The organism is Mesorhizobium sp. M7A.T.Ca.US.000.02.2.1, from assembly GCF_003996995.1.
Taxonomy (GTDB): domain Bacteria; phylum Pseudomonadota; class Alphaproteobacteria; order Rhizobiales; family Rhizobiaceae; genus Mesorhizobium.
In genome coordinates this window covers 1-17124 of record NZ_RZTT01000092.1, presented here as the reverse complement: position 1 = coordinate 17124, position 17124 = coordinate 1, and the positions used below count along the sequence as shown (strand labels likewise).

Annotated in this window: 17 protein-coding genes; 8 read left to right on the top strand and 9 right to left on the bottom strand. The window is 63.3% G+C overall.

What is annotated here, in order from left to right:
• From EOD15_RS36265 to EOD15_RS11590, 3 genes are all read left to right on the top strand, one after another.
• The coding region (locus tag EOD15_RS36265; RefSeq protein ID WP_210212191.1) for a hypothetical protein at positions 1–201 on the top strand (201 nt) is incomplete at its 5' end.
• A gap of 112 nt (positions 202–313) precedes the next feature.
• Positions 314–1198 carry an EamA family transporter gene (locus EOD15_RS11600; protein WP_164761879.1) on the top strand — a complete coding sequence of 295 codons (885 nt, stop codon included), beginning with the start codon at positions 314–316 and terminating at the stop codon, positions 1196–1198.
• Between the two features lie 175 nt (positions 1199–1373).
• Entirely contained in the window at positions 1374–2084 is a 711-nt protein-coding gene (locus tag EOD15_RS11590) for a sulfate transporter family protein (RefSeq protein ID WP_127321748.1), read from the top strand.
• A gap of 9 nt (positions 2085–2093) precedes the next feature.
• On the opposite strand, the gene EOD15_RS11585 is transcribed toward EOD15_RS11590, so the two are convergent.
• The 6 genes from EOD15_RS11585 to EOD15_RS11560 form a co-directional block, all read right to left on the bottom strand.
• Positions 2094–3092 (bottom strand): proline racemase family protein, encoded by a 999-nt coding sequence (locus EOD15_RS11585; protein WP_127321747.1) that lies wholly within the window; start codon positions 3090–3092, stop codon positions 2094–2096.
• 14 nt (positions 3093–3106) lie between these two features.
• Positions 3107–3910, bottom strand: a complete 804-nt coding sequence (locus EOD15_RS11580; protein WP_127408498.1) for an oxaloacetate decarboxylase — start codon at positions 3908–3910, stop codon at positions 3107–3109.
• An 80-nt stretch (positions 3911–3990) separates the two neighbouring features.
• The gene (locus EOD15_RS11575; RefSeq protein ID WP_127321745.1) at positions 3991–4845 is read right to left on the bottom strand and encodes a hypothetical protein; all 855 of its coding nucleotides are present in this window, start codon (positions 4843–4845) and stop codon (positions 3991–3993) included.
• Between the two features lie 72 nt (positions 4846–4917).
• On the bottom strand, positions 4918–5580 hold the full coding sequence (locus EOD15_RS11570; protein WP_127408497.1) for an HAD family phosphatase: 663 nt from the start codon (positions 5578–5580) through the stop codon (positions 4918–4920).
• Entirely contained in the window at positions 5580–6065 is a 486-nt protein-coding gene (dut, locus tag EOD15_RS11565) for a dUTP diphosphatase (RefSeq protein WP_127321744.1), read from the bottom strand. Before dut ends, EOD15_RS11570 begins: the two co-directional genes overlap by 1 nt.
• Positions 6066–6407: 342 nt before the next feature.
• On the bottom strand, positions 6408–6878 hold the full coding sequence (locus tag EOD15_RS11560) for an Lrp/AsnC family transcriptional regulator (RefSeq protein ID WP_127332244.1): 471 nt from the start codon (positions 6876–6878) through the stop codon (positions 6408–6410).
• 115 nt (positions 6879–6993) lie between these two features.
• Between EOD15_RS11560 and EOD15_RS11555 the strand changes: the two genes are divergently transcribed.
• From EOD15_RS11555 to EOD15_RS11540, 3 genes are all read left to right on the top strand, one after another.
• The gene (locus EOD15_RS11555; RefSeq protein ID WP_127323170.1) at positions 6994–7242 is read left to right on the top strand and encodes a DUF6356 family protein; all 249 of its coding nucleotides are present in this window, start codon (positions 6994–6996) and stop codon (positions 7240–7242) included.
• Between the two features lie 15 nt (positions 7243–7257).
• Complete coding sequence (locus EOD15_RS11550) at positions 7258–8058, top strand: class II glutamine amidotransferase (RefSeq protein WP_127266625.1); 801 nt, start codon at positions 7258–7260, stop codon at positions 8056–8058.
• 330 nt (positions 8059–8388) lie between these two features.
• On the top strand, positions 8389–9762 hold the full coding sequence (locus tag EOD15_RS11540; protein ID WP_127319184.1) for an amidase: 1374 nt from the start codon (positions 8389–8391) through the stop codon (positions 9760–9762).
• Here the strand turns inward: EOD15_RS11540 and EOD15_RS11535 are convergent.
• Positions 9756–10829 (bottom strand): FAD-binding oxidoreductase, encoded by a 1074-nt coding sequence (locus tag EOD15_RS11535; protein WP_127319186.1) that lies wholly within the window; start codon positions 10827–10829, stop codon positions 9756–9758. The two genes, EOD15_RS11540 and EOD15_RS11535, sit on opposite strands and share 7 nt — an antisense overlap.
• Before the next feature lie 236 nt (positions 10830–11065).
• On the opposite strand from EOD15_RS11535, the gene EOD15_RS11530 reads away from it, so the two are divergent.
• Positions 11066–12658 (top strand): peptide chain release factor 3, encoded by a 1593-nt coding sequence (locus EOD15_RS11530; protein WP_127319188.1) that lies wholly within the window; start codon positions 11066–11068, stop codon positions 12656–12658.
• A 48-nt stretch (positions 12659–12706) separates the two neighbouring features.
• Here the strand turns inward: EOD15_RS11530 and EOD15_RS11525 are convergent, their stop codons facing one another.
• The gene (locus tag EOD15_RS11525) at positions 12707–13177 is read right to left on the bottom strand and encodes a VOC family protein (protein WP_127319190.1); all 471 of its coding nucleotides are present in this window, start codon (positions 13175–13177) and stop codon (positions 12707–12709) included.
• 249 nt (positions 13178–13426) lie between these two features.
• Between EOD15_RS11525 and ilvD the strand changes: the two genes are divergently transcribed.
• Positions 13427–15271 (top strand): dihydroxy-acid dehydratase, encoded by a 1845-nt coding sequence (gene ilvD, locus EOD15_RS11520; RefSeq protein ID WP_127266619.1) that lies wholly within the window; start codon positions 13427–13429, stop codon positions 15269–15271.
• Between the two features lie 33 nt (positions 15272–15304).
• On the opposite strand, the gene EOD15_RS11515 is transcribed toward ilvD, so the two are convergent.
• Positions 15305–17059: an ABC transporter ATP-binding protein gene (locus EOD15_RS11515; protein ID WP_127319192.1), complete on the bottom strand. Its 1755-nt coding sequence runs from the start codon at positions 17057–17059 to the stop codon at positions 15305–15307.
• Positions 17060–17124: the final 65 nt, after the last annotated feature.

The window sequence follows — 17124 nt, the reverse complement described above, 5'->3', positions numbered from 1 at the left end:
GCACTGGGCGATGATGTCGACAATGGCATTGCCGATGCAAAGCACGTCATAATCCGGCATCAAAATCTCCGCCAAAACCCGAGCCGGCTTCTTGCCACGCCGGTCCGGCGCGGGTCTAGCGATTTGAAACCGGTTTGCCTAGGGCGTGACACGCAACTTTGGCGGAACAGGCAAAAGCGCATCAGCCGCGAGGCGCTATGACAATTCGACCGTGGCCGAAGCATTTCATCGCCGGACCGCCTACAAGCCTGGCTCACCCGATCCCGTTTGAAGGCGAGCCATGCCGACAAAGAACGAGCCTGCAAAGAACGACATGACCACCGACCTTGCGCTGCTCGTCGTGCTGGCGGTGCTCTGGGGCGCCTCCTACACCTTCATCAAGATCGGAGTCGAAACCATCCCGCCGGTCACCTTCATCGCCGCCCGCACCCTGATTGCCGGTGGTATCTTGTTTGCCATCCTCCGCTGGCGCGGGCTCGCCATGCCGGGCGATGCGGCAAGCTGGCGCCGCTTCGCCTTCCAGGCCTGCCTCAACAGCGTCATCCCGTTCACCCTGATCGCCGCAGCGGAACGTTCGGTCGATGCCGGCCTCGCCACCATCCTGAATGCGACCTCGCCGATCTTCACCTTCCTCTTGACAGCGCTCATCACCCGCCACGAGCCGGTCACGGTGCGCAAGCTGATTGGCGTCGGCGCCGGCATTGCCGGCATCTGTCTCATCATAGGCACGCAGGCACTGGGTGGTCTCGGTCACGAGTTGTGGGCGCAGTTGGCCATCGTAGCGGCAACAATCTGCTATGCCGGGGCCGCCATTTTCGGCCGCGGCTTCAAGGGTCTCGATCCGATGCTGCCTGCCGCGGGTTCGATGCTGTGCGGCGCCGTCATCCTCGTGCCCCTCAGTCTGGTGTTCGACCAGCCGTGGACGCTGGCGCCTTCGGCCGCATCGATTCTGGCCCTGCTCGGCCTGTCGGTGTTTTCCACCGCATTGGCCTTCGTCATCTATTTCCGCCTCATCCACACCCTGGGTTCGGTCGGCACCACCTCGCAGGCCTATCTGCGGGTGCCGATCGGCGTCGGCATCGGCGCCCTTTTCCTCGGCGAAAGCCTAGGCTCGACGGCATGGCTGGGCATGGGTTTTGTCGTGGCTGGGGTCGCTGCCATGACCATTCCGGTTCGAAAGCCGGCGTTTGCGCGGTAGAGCAATTCCAGGACAAGTGTGAAGCGGTTTTCCCGGGAAAAGCGCATAGCGCTCTCCCCTTGGGGATTGCGTCAAAGCAAAAGAACCGGCCTGCTTGCGCTCATGCCGTGCTCTGCTTATCTCGGAAGCATCCGCCTTTTCGACGGTGTATGGTGTGACCTGGGGGTAAAGCACGGTGATTTTCGACGCTGCCCGCACCGCGGCCCTCGAGCTGCTCTCGCCTCCCTTTCGGGCCGTGTTCCTCAAGACATTGGGTCTGACGCTGCTGGCGCTTGTCGCCTTGTGGTTCGGCCTGACCAGCCTCGTCGAGTGGCTCGCCCTGCCGTGGCTGCAGACGCTGTTGCCCGGCATACCGTCCTGGGCCGGCTGGCTGGGTGGCATCATCGCCGCGATAGTGCTTGCCTTCGGCATGGCATTGCTCATCGCGCCGGTGACGGCTGCTGTCGCCGGCCTGTTCCTCGACGATATCGCCGAAGTGGTCGAGCGCACCGACTATCCCGGCGATCCGACCGGTCGCGCCATGCCGGCGCTGCGCTCGCTGGTGCTGTCGGCGCGATTCCTCGGCGTCGTCATTCTCGGCAACATCGTCGCCCTGCTGCTTCTGCTGGTGCCGGGCGTCAACATAGCCGCCTTCTTTATCGTCAACGGCTATCTGCTCGGGCGCGAGTTCTTCGAATTCGCTGCCATGCGCTTTCGCGGGGAAGAAGAGGCCAGGGCCTTGCGCAGGCACTATGCCGGCACGGTGTTTCTCGCCGGGCTGCTCATCGCGGCTTTCCTCGCCGTGCCGTTGCTCAACCTGCTGACGCCGCTCTTCGCCGCCGCCGTGATGGTGCATCTGCACAAGGCGATCTCGGTGCGGGAAGTGGCTCGCTCCTCGCGCCGCTGAGCATTTTCTTCAGCGCAACAGGAATCCGCGTCCGAGCTCGTCGTCCGCTTCGACGATAAACTCCGTCCTGCCACTATAATAGGCGCGGCCGCCGACGCGGGCGATGATCGCCCCGTGCGGGCCAGCCTTCGCCGTCCGCACCACGGCTCCCGAAAACCGCGAGCCGGCAATGCTTTCGAATGTGCGCGTCTGTCCGATCGCGATCTCGCCCTTGGCATGCATGGCCGCCAGCCTTGCGGTGACGCCGGAGCCGGTCGGCGAGCGGTCGACCTCCGCCTCGGCGAAGACGCAGATGTTCTTGGTCACCCCATCGGAAAAAGCATCGCGGCCATCGGTCAGGATGGTGCCGTAGAGGAAGGCAAGGTCGCCGTGGTCGGGATGCGACAGCGGAAATTCGGCCTTGAGCCTGTCCGTCAGCGCCGTTGCCGCATCGACGAAATCGCGCACCCGGCTTTTGCCGAATTCGAGCCCGAATTGGTGACAATCGGCCAGCGCGTAGAAAGCCCCGCCATAGGCGACGTCGAAGCCGATCGTGCCGTGGCCCGCCAGCTCTATTGTCTGGCCGCCGGCGAACAGGAACGCTGGCACGCTTTCGAACGCCACCGCACCGGCCTTGCCGTCCCTGACCTCGACGGAGGCGACGACCAGCCCGCACGGCGCCTCGATATTGACTGTCGTGATTGGTTCCTGTTTCGCCACCAATCCTTCATCTACAGCGTAGCGGCCGAGCGCGACGATGGCGTGGCCGCACATCGTCGAATAACCCTCATTGTGCATGAACAGCACGGCGAGGTCGGCGCCGGGCAGGTCGGGTTCGACCAGCAAGGCGCCATACATGTCGTAATGGCCGCGCGGCTCGAACATCAGGATCTTCCTGAGATGATCGAGATGGTCGCGCACATAGGCGCGCTTTTCCAGGATCGTGCCCTTGGGGACACTGGGATAGCCGCCGGTGACGATCCTGAGCGGCTCGCCGCCGGTATGCATATCGACGACGGTGAGCGTCATGCGATGGGCCCCGTTCAAGCTGAAGACTTGCCGAAGAGGGCTTGCAATTTGCCGAACGGCATGGCGGCGCGGGTGAAGCCGAAGGTGCCGTCCTGCTGGATCTCGCGCGCCGCCGTTTCCAGCATGCCATAGGCGAAATTGGTCAGCCACGGCCCGAGCGAGATGCGCTTGACGCCGGCCATGGCGAGGTCGGCGATGGTGAAGCCAGGCTTTGCCATGACATTGACCGGCTTGTTGACCGCCGAGCAGAGCGTGCGGATCATCTCGACGTCGCCGATGCCGGGCGCATAGAGCACGTCGGCGCCGGCCTTCTCGAAGGCCTGCAGCCGCTTGATGGTGTCGTTGAGGTCGGACTTGCCCCACAGGAAATTCTCGGCCCGCGCGGTGAAGACGAAATCGCGCTTCAGCGCCCGCGCCGCTTCCACCGCCGCCGCAACGCGCTCGACGGCGTGCGCGAAATCATAGATCGGCTTGTCCGGATCGCCGGTGTGGTCCTCGATCGAGCAGCCGGCAAGACCGGCCGCTTCCGCCGCGAAGATGGTTTCGGCGGCCTGCTCGGCGCTGTCGCCCTTGCCTTTCTCGAGGTCGGCGGAGACAGGCAGGCTGGTCGCCGCCGTCACCTCGCGGCAATGGTGGATCATCTGGTCGAAGGTTACGGCGCCATCCGGCAGGCCGCGTGAAAAAGCAAAGCCGGCGCTGGTCGTCGCCAGCGCCGTGAAACCGAACGAGGCCAGCAGCTTCGTCGTGCCAATATCCCAGGGATTGGGCATGACGAAGGTCGAGGCATGCAGGTCGCGAAAGATCTTGCCCTTGTCCATGGTAGTTCCCCCATCATGTGCGGTGTGGCTAAGCGGATTTTATCCTGCCCGATTTGACCGGGCAAACGAATGCGGTTGGTTCAGAAGCGATTGGCGTTCTCTCCTGCCAATTTGTCCAGCGCGTCGGAATCCTTGGTGTAGCGCGATGTCTTCTTGTCCCAGTGATAGGTGACGGAGATCTCGTGGGACTCTGGTCTGGGCGGAGTGTCGTCGCAGCTTTCGCCGTTCAGCACAGTAGAGTCGGTCACGGTCACCTTGATGGCGGCATAAGGCTGACCATCGGCAATGCCCTGAAAAGCTACATCCTGCTTGCGGCTGTAGGCGCACAGGTTTTCATCGAACGTATAGATCATGTCGATCGGTTCGAACTTGTCGTCGCGGATCATGATCAGCGGCGTGATCACATAGTTCTGGCTCGAATTGAAATGCGCGCTCATGGTGATGAGGACGTCATCGTTGGCGCCGACGGAAAGCTTGCCCGGTTCGCGGAAATAGGTGCCGCGGTCGAGCGCGACATTGACGGCGTCGAGCAGCTTTGGCTTGGCCGTGATGTCGTAGAGCGCCAGCACCGCATAGCCTTCGGCGCTGTCGGGAGAATCGCCAAGGTCGAACAGCATGGTCAGCCGATCCTTGCCGCCGGCCTTGATGGCGAGCACCGCGGCATTGGAAAAGCCCGAAGTCTCGGGCGGCGAACCGCCGCTGTCCGGTCCCTCGATATGACGCATCTCGATCGGCAACCCACCCCTATAGAAGCCGTGTTTGTCCGCAGCGAGATCCGGAATGACCATCCTCGCGAGGTCGAGATAGGTGACATCCGTGCGGCCGGGCAGAGCGCTGCCGAGCTCCGGAAAGCTGATGGCTTGCGCGCCGGCCGCGGTCCATAGAAACGGCGCCAGCATCAAGGCGAGGATGAGGCGGAGCAGGCTGGGGTTCATGCGTGGCCTCGAGTTGGCGGCGCCAAGCTAGCACGGACAATCGAGGCGTACAGCTGCAGGCTGAAGATCAGGTCAGTGGATCGGCACCAGCCCGGCCAGCTCGCGCATGTCGTCGAACAGGATGCCGCCGGCCTGGATCAGGCCGGCGCGGTCGGAATAGGGATCGGCATGGTAGGAAAACACCCGCATGCCGGCGGCGATCCCGGCCTGCGTGCCGGCGACGCTGTCCTCGATGACGATGCAGTCGGCAGGCGCGAAGCCCATGGTCTTGGCCGCATGCAGGAACAGGTCCGGGAACGGCTTGCCACGGCTGACCATGGTCGAGGAAAACATCGCGTGTTCGAACAGCGGCAGCAGCCCGGTCTGGCCAAGCGTGATGTGCATCTTCGACACCCGGGCCGAGGTGGCGACGCAATAGGCGATACCGGCTGAACGCACGGCTTCGACGAACTCGCGGACGTAGGGGATCGCTTCGACGCCGTGGGCAAACAGGTCCGGCAGGCCGGCGTTCCAGCGATCGACGAAACCGGCGCCGAGCCTGACGCTGGTCTCTTCTTCGATCTCTTTCTGCACCGACGCCATGCTGCGGCCGGAGAAATTCTTGCGGCAATATTCGAAGCTTGTCGGATAGCCGGCAGCGGTCAGCCATTCGGCGAGACGCCGATTGGCCAGGTTCTCTGTATCGACCAGGATCCCGTCGCAGTCGAAGATGACAAGCTTAGGCAGTTCAGGCATCAGGCGGTGCCGGTCGATCCGAACCCGCCCGCGCCACGCGCCGTACCACCGGCCAGACTGCGCTCTTCCACGGTCGCCTGGGCCACCGCAGCGAAGATGATCTGGGCGATGCGCATGCCGCGCGTCACGGCAAAGTCCTCGTCGCCGAGATTGATCAGCAGCACCTTCACCTCGCCGCGATAGTCGCTGTCGATGGTGCCGGGCGTGTTGAGGACGGTCAGGCCGTGCTTGAAAGCAAGTCCGGAGCGCGGCCGCACCTGGCCCTCCATGCCTTCCGGAATTTCCAGGATCAGCCCGGTCGGCACCAGAGCGCGCTTTCCCGGAAGGATCAGCAGCGGCCGGTCGTCCGGCACAGCGGCGCGCAGATCCATGCCGGCGGCACCAGTGCTTTCATAGGCGGGAAGGGGAAGTCCTTCAGCATGCGGCAACCTGACGAAGCCGACGGTCGGACCGATGACGGAGGAAGTTTGAAGGGCTGCGCGCATAAAATCGATCCTATCGGCGCGAACGGCGATTCGGTCAACTCGACTGTAAATCTATCAACGGCTTTCTTTTGGGCGGCACTGTGACCTGGTTCGTCTGCGCAGAAGGTTTGACGATTCGGATGCGCTTGCGTTGACGGACCGCATGCCTTGGCTATTGGGGTAAACGCCCGCCACCTTCGTCATCCTCGGGTCTTCGCGACGGAGCTTCGCTCCTGCTCCGTCCGTGGATGACGAAGGTGGGGAGGCTTTGGTTAATCTCGAGCGCCTGAGATGGTTGGCCGGGAATGACGAGATGTTGGCTGCTGACAGCGTCCAACCTGTCGTCCCCCGGCACGCCGCACGCTAACGCAGTTCCATCGGAACGACGGTCGTTTCCTTGATTTCCTCCATCACGAACGACGCGGAAACGTCCGACAGCGCCACCTTGGCAATCAGCCGCTGATAGAGCCGGTCATAGGCCTTCACGTCGGCGACGCGGGCGCGCAAGACATAATCGAGGTCGCCGGACATGCGGTAGACGCCGATGATCTCGGGAAAGCCGGTCACCGCCGCCCGGAACTTCTGCAGCCACTCCGGATCGTGGTTGGACGTGCGGATCAGGATGAAGACGGAAAGGCCAAGCCCGAGCTTTTCGGCATCGACCAGCGCCACCCTGCCGGTGATGACACCAGCCTCTTCCAGCCGCCTCACTCGGCGCCAGCAGGCATTGCGCGACAGCGCCACCCGTTCCGACAGCTGGTCGACCGACAGCGTGCCGTCGCGCTGCAGCTCAGTGAGCAATTTCCGGTCGATTTCGTCAATTTCCAGCGTCATGTGGGATGTTTGTCCCAAGAATCACCGAAATACAAGGACATTTTGAGACCGATGAACCGGCGAAGCGTGTCAGGATACTCATATCAGGAACTTGAAGCGCTGAAGGGGAACCAGCATGTCGGTCGCCAAGATTTTCACCTCTCATCCGGCCAAGGTCGGCGAAACCTATTTCAGCCACATGGGCTTTGCCGCCTGGTTTTCGTCGCGCCTGTTGATGGCGGCTTGTGCTGCGCTCGTTCATGCTTTCTTGCCATTTCTGTTTGAAACTACCGCCAGCCGAATCGTTCGCGAGCTTTACGAGCGGACGCACAACAGAGGCACACACGCGATCAAGGAGCCTGCGGCTCTTATGGATCGCGCCTAGAGGACGACAGAAGCGATGTGCCGGTGGGCGGCCTATCTCGGTGAAGCGGTCTTTCTCGAAGACATCCTCACGGCGCCCTGTCACTCGCTGATCGCCCAGAGCCATTGCGCCCAGGAAGCGAAATCGCCGACCAATGGCGACGGCTTCGGCCTTGCCTGGTATGGCGACCGCCCGGAGCCGGGTCTCTATCGCGATATCCTGCCGGCCTGGTCCGATCCCAATCTGAAAAGCCTGTGCCGGCAGATCAAATCCGGCCTGTTCCTCGCCCATGTACGGGCGTCCACCGGCGGCGCCACCAGCCGCATGAATTGCCATCCGTTCATCTCCGGCGCCTGGTCGTTCATGCACAACGGCCAGATCGGCGGCTTCGAGAAGATCCGCCGCGCGCTGGAGAATTCGCTGTCAGACGCCGTCTTCGACCAGCGCGAAGGCACCACCGATTCCGAACTCTTTTTCCTGCTGATGATCGACGAAGGGTTGGCCGGCGATCCGCAAGGCGCGGTGTCCCGCGCCACTAGCCGCGTGCTCGAAGCCTCGCGCCGCGCCGGCCTCGAACCAGCGCTGAAGCTCACCGCCGCCTTCTCGGATGGACAGGCGCTGCATGCGGTGCGCTATGCCACCGACGCCCACGCGCCGACGCTCTACACCTCCGTCTTGCGCAAGGGCGGCGGCCGCTGCATCGTGTCCGAGCCGTTCGACCGCGAGGGCGGCGACTGGCAAGCGATCCCGCCATCGAGTTTTGTCACGATGACGCGGGACGGCATCAGCATTCGCCCGTTTGCTCCAGCGGCGGCAAAGCTGGCGCTGGTCGGGTAAGTTTCTTCGCCGGATCGCAAATGCTGCAAAGTCGCGGGCCAGCGCCCCCCTCTGTCCTGCCGGACATCTCCCCCTCAAGTGGGGAGATTGGCAGCTTCGCCGACCGCGCGTTCTTGCAACGTTGAAGATTGGCGAAAGCCGTGACGCTATCCAATCTCCCCACTTGAGGGGGAGATGGCCGGCAGGCCAGAGGGGGGCGCCGTAGAGTGCCGACATCGGCAGCACAACTTCGATCAAGCACTAGCGAATACCGAATGCTCAACTCCGCTTGAAATCGCGCCGCTATCCGCCATTTGGTCAGGCACGCGCGGCCAAGCCGGAGCATTCCTCATGGACATCGCCTTCTCCTCAACCGTCGAACTGGCCGCAGCCATCGCAAAGCGCAAAATCTCCGCCGTCGAAGCCCTCGACGCGCATCTGGCGCAAATCGATGCGCACAACCATGCGGTGAATGCCGTCATCTCGCTCGACAGGGAAGGCGCCCGCGAGCGTGCCAAGAAGGCGGACGCTGCCCAGGCGCGCGGCGCCGCACCCGGACCTCTTCATGGCGTGCCGTTCACGCTGAAAGACATGCACGAAACGTCAGGCATAAGGACCACGGTCGGCTTCCCGCCCTTTGCCGACCATGTCGCCAAGCAGGACAGCCCGGTCGTCATCAGACTGAAAGCGGCCGGCGGCGTGCTGATGGCCAAGACCAATGTCGCGACAATGCTGTCGGACTGGCAGTCGAACAATCCGCTGTTTGGCCGCACCAGCAATCCATGGGACCTCGAGCGCACGGCGGGCGGCTCCAGTGGTGGCGCCGCGGCCGCACTTTGCTCGGGGATGACGCCTTTCGATGTGGGCACCGACATGCAGGATTCGATCCGCCTGCCGGCCGCCTTCTGCGGTGTCTATGGCCTCAAACCGACGGAGCATCGTGTCTCGCTGGCCGGTGCCTTCCCCGATCCCGGCGGTGCCGCGCGCAGCGTGCGGCTGATGTCCTGCCTCGGGCCGTTGGCACGCAGCGTGCAAGATTTGGCGCTGATCTATCAAATCATCGCCGGCCCGGATGGAAGCGACACCGATCTTGCCCCGGTGCCGGTCCAGGATATGCCGAAGCTCGACCCTAGGACATTGCGCATCGCCTTCGCGCCGTCCTTTCCCGGCTTTCCGGTGGCCGGCGACATCAGCGCCGCGGTCGAAAACCTCGCTAGGCAGCTGCAATCGGCCGGTGCCCTCGTTGAGGAGGCAAAACTGCCGAAACTCGATCTGCACCACGATCTGGAGCAGGGCGGCGCGCTGATCGGCATGATGCTGGAGGCCGCCCAGCCGGAGTCGCCGGAGAACCCGACACCGGTCTCGCATTGGTTCGAGGCACTCGCCCGCCGCGACAGGTCCATTCTCGCCTGGGACCGGTTTTTCGAAAACCATGACGCGCTGCTCTGCCCGGTCGCCATGACTTCCGCCTTCCCGCATTGCGAGCCGGGCACGCCGGTCACGGTCGACGGCAAGGAGCAGAGCTACTGGATGCTGCCGGCCTATGGCGCTGTCTTCAACTACAGCGGCCATCCGGCGCTTTCCATCCCATGCGGACAGGGCAGCGAGGGCTTGCCGATCGGCTTGCAACTGGTCGGCAAACGCTGGTCGGAGTCACAGCTGCTCGGCATCGCCAGGGCAATCGAACCACTGACCGGCGGCTTTCGGCGTCCGCCCGCCTATTGAGCGAAACGCGACAATCCATAAGGGGCAAGTAAGGGGTCGCGCTCGCCGTCGAGGATTTCCCGAGCGGCGAACAGGCCGATGGCCGGCGCCAACGTGATGCCGGAATGCATGACGGCGACATAGACACCGTCCAAGCCCTCGGCGCGGCCAATGATCGGAAAGCCGTCGATCGGCGTCGGCCGGTAGCCGACCGTGTGGAAATCGAGTTCCAACCCATCGCTGTCGCGCAGCATGGCCTTCATGGCCGCAAACAGGGCGTGGGCGGTGGCTTCGGCATCCATGCCCGGATCGGCGCCGCCGAAATCCGAGCCGGCGATGATGCGGCCTTCCGCCGTCTGGCGCATGTGCAGCCGCTCGGCCAGCACCAGCCCGTTGAGCAGCTTTTCGTGCGGTCGCGAATGGACGATCAGGCCGGGCGGCGTTTCGATCGGCAGGTTGATCCCGGCGGTCGCGGCGATCTCCGGCGAGCCAACGCCGGCCGCGACCACCACCTCGTCCGATGCAATCAGGCCATGCGATGTGTCGACACCGGTGATCCTGCCGCCGGTCTGGACCAGGGCCGTCACCGTGCTGGAGATGGTCTTCGCGCCATGTCGCTTCGCGTCTGCCAATAGGGCACGGACGGCGGCCACGGGCTCTGCGACACCTTCTTCGGCAACATGCAGGGCAAAATCCGGAAGCTCGGTGAGATTGGGTTCGATGCGCGCTGCACCGGCGCGGTCGACTTGGCTGATGCCATAGCCCCAGGCGGAATGTTCCGTGGCGTAGGTTTCCATGTCGGCCGCCGGTAAGTCCCAGCACAGGCCGCCGCACCAGCTCAGCGGCAGGTCGGGCAGGTCCTGCGCCAGCCGCGACCATTCGGCCATGGCGCGGATGCGCAGCCGGAAATAGGGCTCCGGATTGCCCCAGCTGGCGTTGATCCAGGCGAACGAATTTGGCGTCGCCACCCCACCGGCAGCACTGTCGGCAATCACCGTCACTTGCGCACCCGCTCTGCTCAGATGCCAGGCGGTGGAGGCACCGATGATGCCGGCGCCGATGACGATTACTTGTTTCGCCGCAGTCATGCTTGCTCCTCTGCCTCGTCATCCGGAGGGATGTTCATCCAGTGCCATCCCGGCAGCCGCTTGCCAACATCGCGCAGCGTAAAATATGCGGCAATGCACTGGCCGGAGCCACAGCACGACTGAGCTGTATGCTCTGACGGTGAGGCGGCGATCAGCAGCGCCCGAGCCGCCGGACCGGTCGACAGGCCGGCACTGCGCTGCTAGAAGCCCGGCCTGTCACACGGAAATCCCAGAGAATGCCCGAAGCAATAGAAGAAGAAGTGGCGCGCCGCCGCACCTTCGCGATCATCGCGCACCCGGACGCCGGCAAGACGACGCTCACCGAAAAGCTGCTGCTGTTCGGCGGCGCCATCCAGCTCGCCGGCGAGGTCAAGGCCAAGAAGGACAAGATCCAGACGCGGTCCGACTGGATGAAGATCGAGCGCGAGCGCGGCATCTCGGTCGTCACCTCGGTGATGACCTTCGAGTATGAGGACAATGTCTTCAACCTGCTCGACACGCCCGGCCACGAGGATTTCGCCGACGACACCTACCGCACGCTGTCGGCGGTCGACTCGGCGGTCATGGTCATCGATGCCGCCAAGGGCATCGAGCCGCGCACGCTGAAGCTTTTCGAAGTCTGCCGCCTGCGCGATATCCCGATCATCACCTTCATCAACAAGATGGACCGCGAAAGCCGCGATCCGTTCGAGATTTTGGACGAGATCGAACAGAAGCTGGCGCTGGATACTTCCCCCGTCACCTGGCCGATCGGCCGCGGCAAGAATTTTGCCGGCACCTATCATCTGGCGCTGAATGCCGTGCGCAGGGGCGACGCGGAGAAAGAACGCACGCCGGTCAACGGTCCCGATTCCAACCGCGTCGCCGGCCTGCTGCCGGAAAACGAGCGCGAAGCCTTCATCGAGGAACTGGAGCTCGCGCGAGAAGCGTGCAGACCCCTTGATATAGAAGCCTTCCGCGAGGGCCATCTGACGCCGGTCTATTTCGGTTCGGCGCTGCGCAATTATGGCGTGCGCGACCTGATCGAGGCGCTCGGTGCTTTTGGACCGCCGCCGCGCGCGCAGGAGGCCGACACCCGCAAGGTCGAGGCGACCGAGGAGAAGATGACGTCGTTCGTCTTCAAGATCCAGGCCAACATGGATCCCAATCACCGCGACCGCATTGCCTTCGTCCGCGTCTGTTCGGGTAAGCTCGAGCGCGGCATGAAGGCCAAGCTGGTGCGCACGGGAAAACCGATGTCGTTGTCGGCGCCGCAGTTCTTCTTTGCCCGGACCCGCGTCACCGCTGACGAGGCTTTTGCCGGTGATGTCGTCGGCATCCCCAACCATGGCACGCTGCGCATCGGCGACACGCTGACCGAAGGCGAGGAGATACTGTTCCGCGGCGTTCCGAATTTCGCCCCGGAAATCCTGCGTCGTGTGCGCCTCGGCGACGCGATGAAGGCGAAAAAACTCAAGGAAGCGCTGCACCAGATGGCAGAGGAGGGCGTCGTGCAGCTGTTTTCGCCGGAGGATGGCTCGCCGGCCATCGTCGGCGTCGTCGGCGCGCTGCAGCTCGACGTGCTGAAGGAACGGCTGAACTTCGAATACACGCTGCCGGTCGAATTCGAGATGTCGCGGTTTTCAGTCTGTCGCTGGATATCGGCTGACGACAAAGCCGAGACGCTTCGCTTCATCGAGGCGCATCGCGGTGACATCGCCCGCGACCTCGACAATGATCCGGTGTTCCTCGCCCAGCACGCTTTCTCGCTGAACTACGAAGCGGAACGCTGGAAGGCGATCAAGTTTGCCACGATCAAGGACTATCAGGTCCGCGACAAGGCGGCGTAGGCGCCAGTTTTCCCTTCTCCCCGTTCACGGGGGAGCGCCGACCCTCGACTATCCTCTCGCCGCTTCCTCGATCCTGGCGATGTCGATCTTGCTCATCTGCATCATCGCCGACATCACGCGGCCGGCCTTGTCCCGGTCCGGATCCAGCAGCAGGCGCGGCAGCTGCTCCGGCACAACCTGCCAGGAGACGCCGAATTTATCCTTCAGCCAGCTGCATTGCGACGGTTGGCCGCCACCTTCGATGAGCTTGTCCCAGAAGTAATCCACCTCTTCCTGCGTCTTGCAGTCGATCGACTGCGACATCGCCTCGGTGTGCTTGAACTGCGGTCCGCCGTTGAGCGCCTGGAACTGCACCCCGTCGAGTTCGAACGTGGTCACCAGCACTTTGCCTTCATCGGCGTGGCCCTCGGGCCAGCGCATCACGCTCAGCACCTTCGAATTCTTGAAGATGGAGACGTAGAAATTCATGGCCTCTTCGGCCTGGCCGTCGAACCACAGGCAGGTGGTGATCTTTTGCATGTCGTGCTCCTCGGGTTGTTTGGTTGCGTTACGGCGAAACGGCTGACTCCGAACGCGGTGCCATTTCCATGTCGTCTGCCCAAGGACGGGCATGCAGTGCGCCATCCGACAGTGCCACGCATTTTTTTGAGAGAATCTGGCGCATCGCAAAATTGTGGCCAGACCGGGCTTGCGCGTCTATAACGCCTGCGGTCCGAATTCAGCTCCGCCGCGCCATGCCTGGCTGTGGCCAGCCACCAAGGAAAAAACATGCCTGCCTATCGCTCCCGCACCACCACCCATGGCCGCAACATGGCCGGCGCTCGCGGCCTCTGGCGCGCCACCGGCATGAAGGACAGCGATTTCGGCAAGCCGATCATCGCGGTGGTCAACTCCTTCACCCAGTTCGTGCCGGGCCATGTCCATCTGAAGGATCTCGGCCAGTTGGTCGCGCGCGAGATCGAGAAGGCCGGCGGCGTCGCCAAGGAATTCAACACCATCGCCGTCGACGACGGCATCGCCATGGGCCATGACGGCATGCTCTATTCGCTGCCGTCGCGCGAGCTGATCGCCGATTCCGTCGAATACATGGTCAATGCTCACTGTGCCGACGCCATGGTCTGCATCTCCAATTGCGACAAGATCACGCCCGGCATGCTGATGGCATCGTTGCGCCTCAACATCCCGACCGTCTTCGTTTCCGGCGGTCCGATGGAAGCCGGCAAGGTGGTGCTCGCCGGCAAGACGCAGGCTCTCGACCTGGTCGATGCCATGGTGGCGGCCGCCGACGACAGGGTCTCCGACGAGGACGTCAAGGTCATCGAGCGCTCGGCCTGCCCGACCTGCGGCTCCTGCTCGGGCATGTTCACTGCCAATTCGATGAACTGCCTGACCGAGGCGCTTGGCCTGTCGCTGCCCGGCAACGGCTCGACATTGGCGACGCATGCCGACCGCAAACGGCTGTTCGTCGAGGCCGGCCACCTGATCGTCGATCTCGCCCAGCGTTACTACGAACAGGATGACGAGACGGCTCTGCCGCGCAACATTGCCTCGAAGGGCGCCTTCGAGAACGCCATGACGCTCGACATCGCCATGGGCGGCTCGACCAACACCGTGCTGCACATCCTGGCTGCCGCGCATGAAGGCGAGATCGATTTCGATCAGGACGACATCGACGCGCTGTCGCGCAAGGTGCCGGTGCTGTGCAAGGTTGCTCCGGCCAAGTCCGACGTGCACATGGAAGACGTGCACCGCGCCGGCGGTATCATGGCCATCCTCGGCCAGCTCGACAATGCCGGCCTGCTCAACCGCGACCTGCCGACGGTGCACACGCGAACGCTGGGCGAAGCGCTCGACCATTGGGATATTTCCCGCACGACCAGCCAGAGCGTGCGTGATTTCTTCCTCGCCGCCCCTGGTGGCGTGCCGACACAGGTCGCTTTCAGCCAGGACCGCCGCTGGGACGAACTCGATCTCGACCGCGAGAAAGGCGTCATCCGCTCGACCGAACATCCCTTTTCTAGGGATGGCGGCCTCGCCGTGCTGAAAGGCAATCTGGCTCTCGACGGCTGTATCGTGAAGACCGCCGGCGTCGATGAATCGATCCTGAAGTTCACCGGCCCGGCCCGCGTCTTCGAAAGCCAGGATTCCAGCGTCAAGGCGATCCTGTCCAACGAGATCAAGGCCGGCGATGTGGTCGTCATCCGCTATGAAGGGCCGCGCGGCGGCCCAGGCATGCAGGAAATGCTTTATCCAACCAGCTATCTGAAGTCGAAAGGGCTCGGCAAGGCCTGCGCTCTGGTCACCGACGGCCGCTTCTCCGGAGGCACGTCGGGCCTGTCGATCGGCCATGCGTCGCCGGAAGCCGCGGAAGGCGGGCTGATCGGGCTGGTGCAGGAAGGCGATACGATCGAGATCGACATCCCGAACCGCAGCATCCGCCTGGCTGTCGATGAGGCGGAACTCGCTGCCCGCCGGGCGGCGATGGAAGCCAGGGGCGCCTTGGCCTGGAAGCCCGAGGAAAAGCGCAAGCGCAAGGTGACGACCGCCTTGCGCGCCTATGCCGCCATGACGACCAGCGCGGCCAAGGGCGCGGTGAGGTTTGTGCCGGAATAAGGTTCGCGCCCAGGCCCCTCATCCGGAACACCATCACGGCATCAACTGATACTCATAAAGCTTCTGGTAGAGCCCACCCTGCTTGAGCAAGGTCTTGTGCGGGCCGCTTTCCACCACCTTGCCGGCTTCGAGCACCACGATCGTGTCTGCCTGGTGCACCGTCGATAGACGGTGCGCGATGACGATCGTCGTGCGGCCTTCCGTCAATTGCTGCAGCGCGTCGCGGAACAGCGCTTCCGATTCGGCATCAAGCGCGCTGGTCGCTTCGTCCAGCAGCAGGATCTCGGCATTGCGCAGCATGGCGCGTGCGATCGAAATCCGTTGGCGTTGGCCGCCCGATAGCAGGCCGCCATTCTCCCCCACATCCGTCTCGTAGCCTTTCGCCTGTGCGCTGATGAAGTCATGGGCGTTGGCCGCCTTGGCGGCGGCGATCACCTCTTCGTCGGTCGCACCCTCGCGCCCAAGCCGGATGTTGTGCATGATGGTGCCGGCAAACAGGAATGTATCCTGGCTGACATAGGCGATCTTTTCCCGCAGCGATGCGAGCGTCGCATGGGAAATATCCTGGCCGTCGAGCAGCACCCTGCCGCTCTTCGGGTCGTACATGCGCATGATCAGGTTTAGAATCGTCGACTTGCCGCCGCCGGAAGGCCCGACCAGCGCCGTCATCTTGCCGGGCGCAAGCGTCAGATCGAATCTGTCCAGCACCGGCGGCCCGTTTTGATAAGCGAAGTCGACGGCGTCGAACCGGATCTCGCCCGGTCCGGCCAGAAGCGGCTTCGCGCCGGGCTTCTCCACCAGGGTCAGCGGCTGGTCGGCGAGCTCGAACATCATGCGCACGCCGACAATACCGCTTTCCAGCGATATGCGCACGCGCGCAAGGCGCTTTGCCGGCTCATAGGCAAACAGGAGCGCCCCGATGAAGGCCATGATGTTTCCCGGCATCTGGCCGCCCTGCAAGACCAGGAAGCCGCTGACGAAGATGGCCCCGGCAATTGCCAGCCCGGCCAGCGTCTCCATCACCGGGCTTGTCGCAGCCTCCAGCGTCGCGATGTTATTGGCCCGGTTCTCGACGTCCGACACGGCCTTGTACATGCGGTTGCGCATTGCGCCTTCGAGGTTGAAGGATTTGACGACGCGCACGCCGATTGCCGTTTCCTGCATCACCTGCACGATCTGGCCGACCGAGCGAAACTCCATCGCGGCGAACTTGCGAACACGTTTGAGGATGCGGTTGACCCCGTAGATAGCCAAGGGGCCGACGACGAAGCAGATTATAGACAAGGCTGGCTGCTGCCAGACCATGACTCCTACCAGGACAACCAGCGACAACAGATCGCGCACATAGGACGTGACAACGAGGTCGAGCACGTTGCGCGCCGCCTGCGCATTGTTGGTCATGCGTGTGATCAGGTCGGACGACGAGGTCGAATGGTAGAATTCGATGCCTTGCGCCAGGATTCGGTCGTAGATCTTGCGCTGGCGATCGGCGATGATGGCGTTGCCGACCCGGCTCATGAAATAAGCCTGGATGAAGTTGGCGAGACCCTTGAGAATGAAGATCGTGGCGACCCCCGCCGCAATCAGGTTGACGCGGTCAATCCGCTTGAAGACCACGAATTCGTCGGTGATCTCTTTGAGAATCCAGGCGCTGGCGCCGGTCGTGGCGGCCACCACAAGCATCGACAAGATGGCGGCGCCGTAGCCAAACCTGTGCTGATAAAAGGATTCCCGGATCAACCTCGCAACGAGGCGCTGGTTTTCCGTCGAGCGGAAGAAACGAAACAAACGGCGGATCCTTGAAACCGGGACAACGAAGGCGGCTTATAGAGGGAGTTGCGGCCGGATGGAAC

Bases quoted from the DNA above. Each gene is read 5' to 3' on its own strand.
- EOD15_RS11560 (WP_127332244.1), bottom strand. From the start codon at position 6,878: ATGACGCTGGAAATTGACGAAATCGACCGGAAATTGCTCACTGAGCTG.
- EOD15_RS11575 (WP_127321745.1), bottom strand. From the start codon at position 4,845: ATGAACCCCAGCCTGCTCCGCCTCATCCTCGCCTTGATGCTGGCGCCG.
- EOD15_RS11600 (WP_164761879.1), top strand. From the start codon at position 314: ATGACCACCGACCTTGCGCTGCTCGTCGTGCTGGCGGTGCTCTGGGGC.
- EOD15_RS11555 (WP_127323170.1), top strand. From the start codon at position 6,994: ATGTCGGTCGCCAAGATTTTCACCTCTCATCCGGCCAAGGTCGGCGAA.
- EOD15_RS11540 (WP_127319184.1), top strand. From the start codon at position 8,389: ATGGACATCGCCTTCTCCTCAACCGTCGAACTGGCCGCAGCCATCGCA.
- dut (WP_127321744.1), bottom strand. From the start codon at position 6,065: ATGCGCGCAGCCCTTCAAACTTCCTCCGTCATCGGTCCGACCGTCGGC.
- EOD15_RS11530 (WP_127319188.1), top strand. From the start codon at position 11,066: ATGCCCGAAGCAATAGAAGAAGAAGTGGCGCGCCGCCGCACCTTCGCG.
- EOD15_RS11580 (WP_127408498.1), bottom strand. From the start codon at position 3,910: ATGGACAAGGGCAAGATCTTTCGCGACCTGCATGCCTCGACCTTCGTC.
- EOD15_RS11525 (WP_127319190.1), bottom strand. From the start codon at position 13,177: ATGCAAAAGATCACCACCTGCCTGTGGTTCGACGGCCAGGCCGAAGAG.
- ilvD (WP_127266619.1), top strand. From the start codon at position 13,427: ATGCCTGCCTATCGCTCCCGCACCACCACCCATGGCCGCAACATGGCC.
- EOD15_RS11570 (WP_127408497.1), bottom strand. From the start codon at position 5,580: ATGCCTGAACTGCCTAAGCTTGTCATCTTCGACTGCGACGGGATCCTG.
- EOD15_RS11585 (WP_127321747.1), bottom strand. From the start codon at position 3,092: ATGACGCTCACCGTCGTCGATATGCATACCGGCGGCGAGCCGCTCAGG.
- EOD15_RS11535 (WP_127319186.1), bottom strand. From the start codon at position 10,829: ATGACTGCGGCGAAACAAGTAATCGTCATCGGCGCCGGCATCATCGGT.
- EOD15_RS11550 (WP_127266625.1), top strand. From the start codon at position 7,258: ATGTGCCGGTGGGCGGCCTATCTCGGTGAAGCGGTCTTTCTCGAAGAC.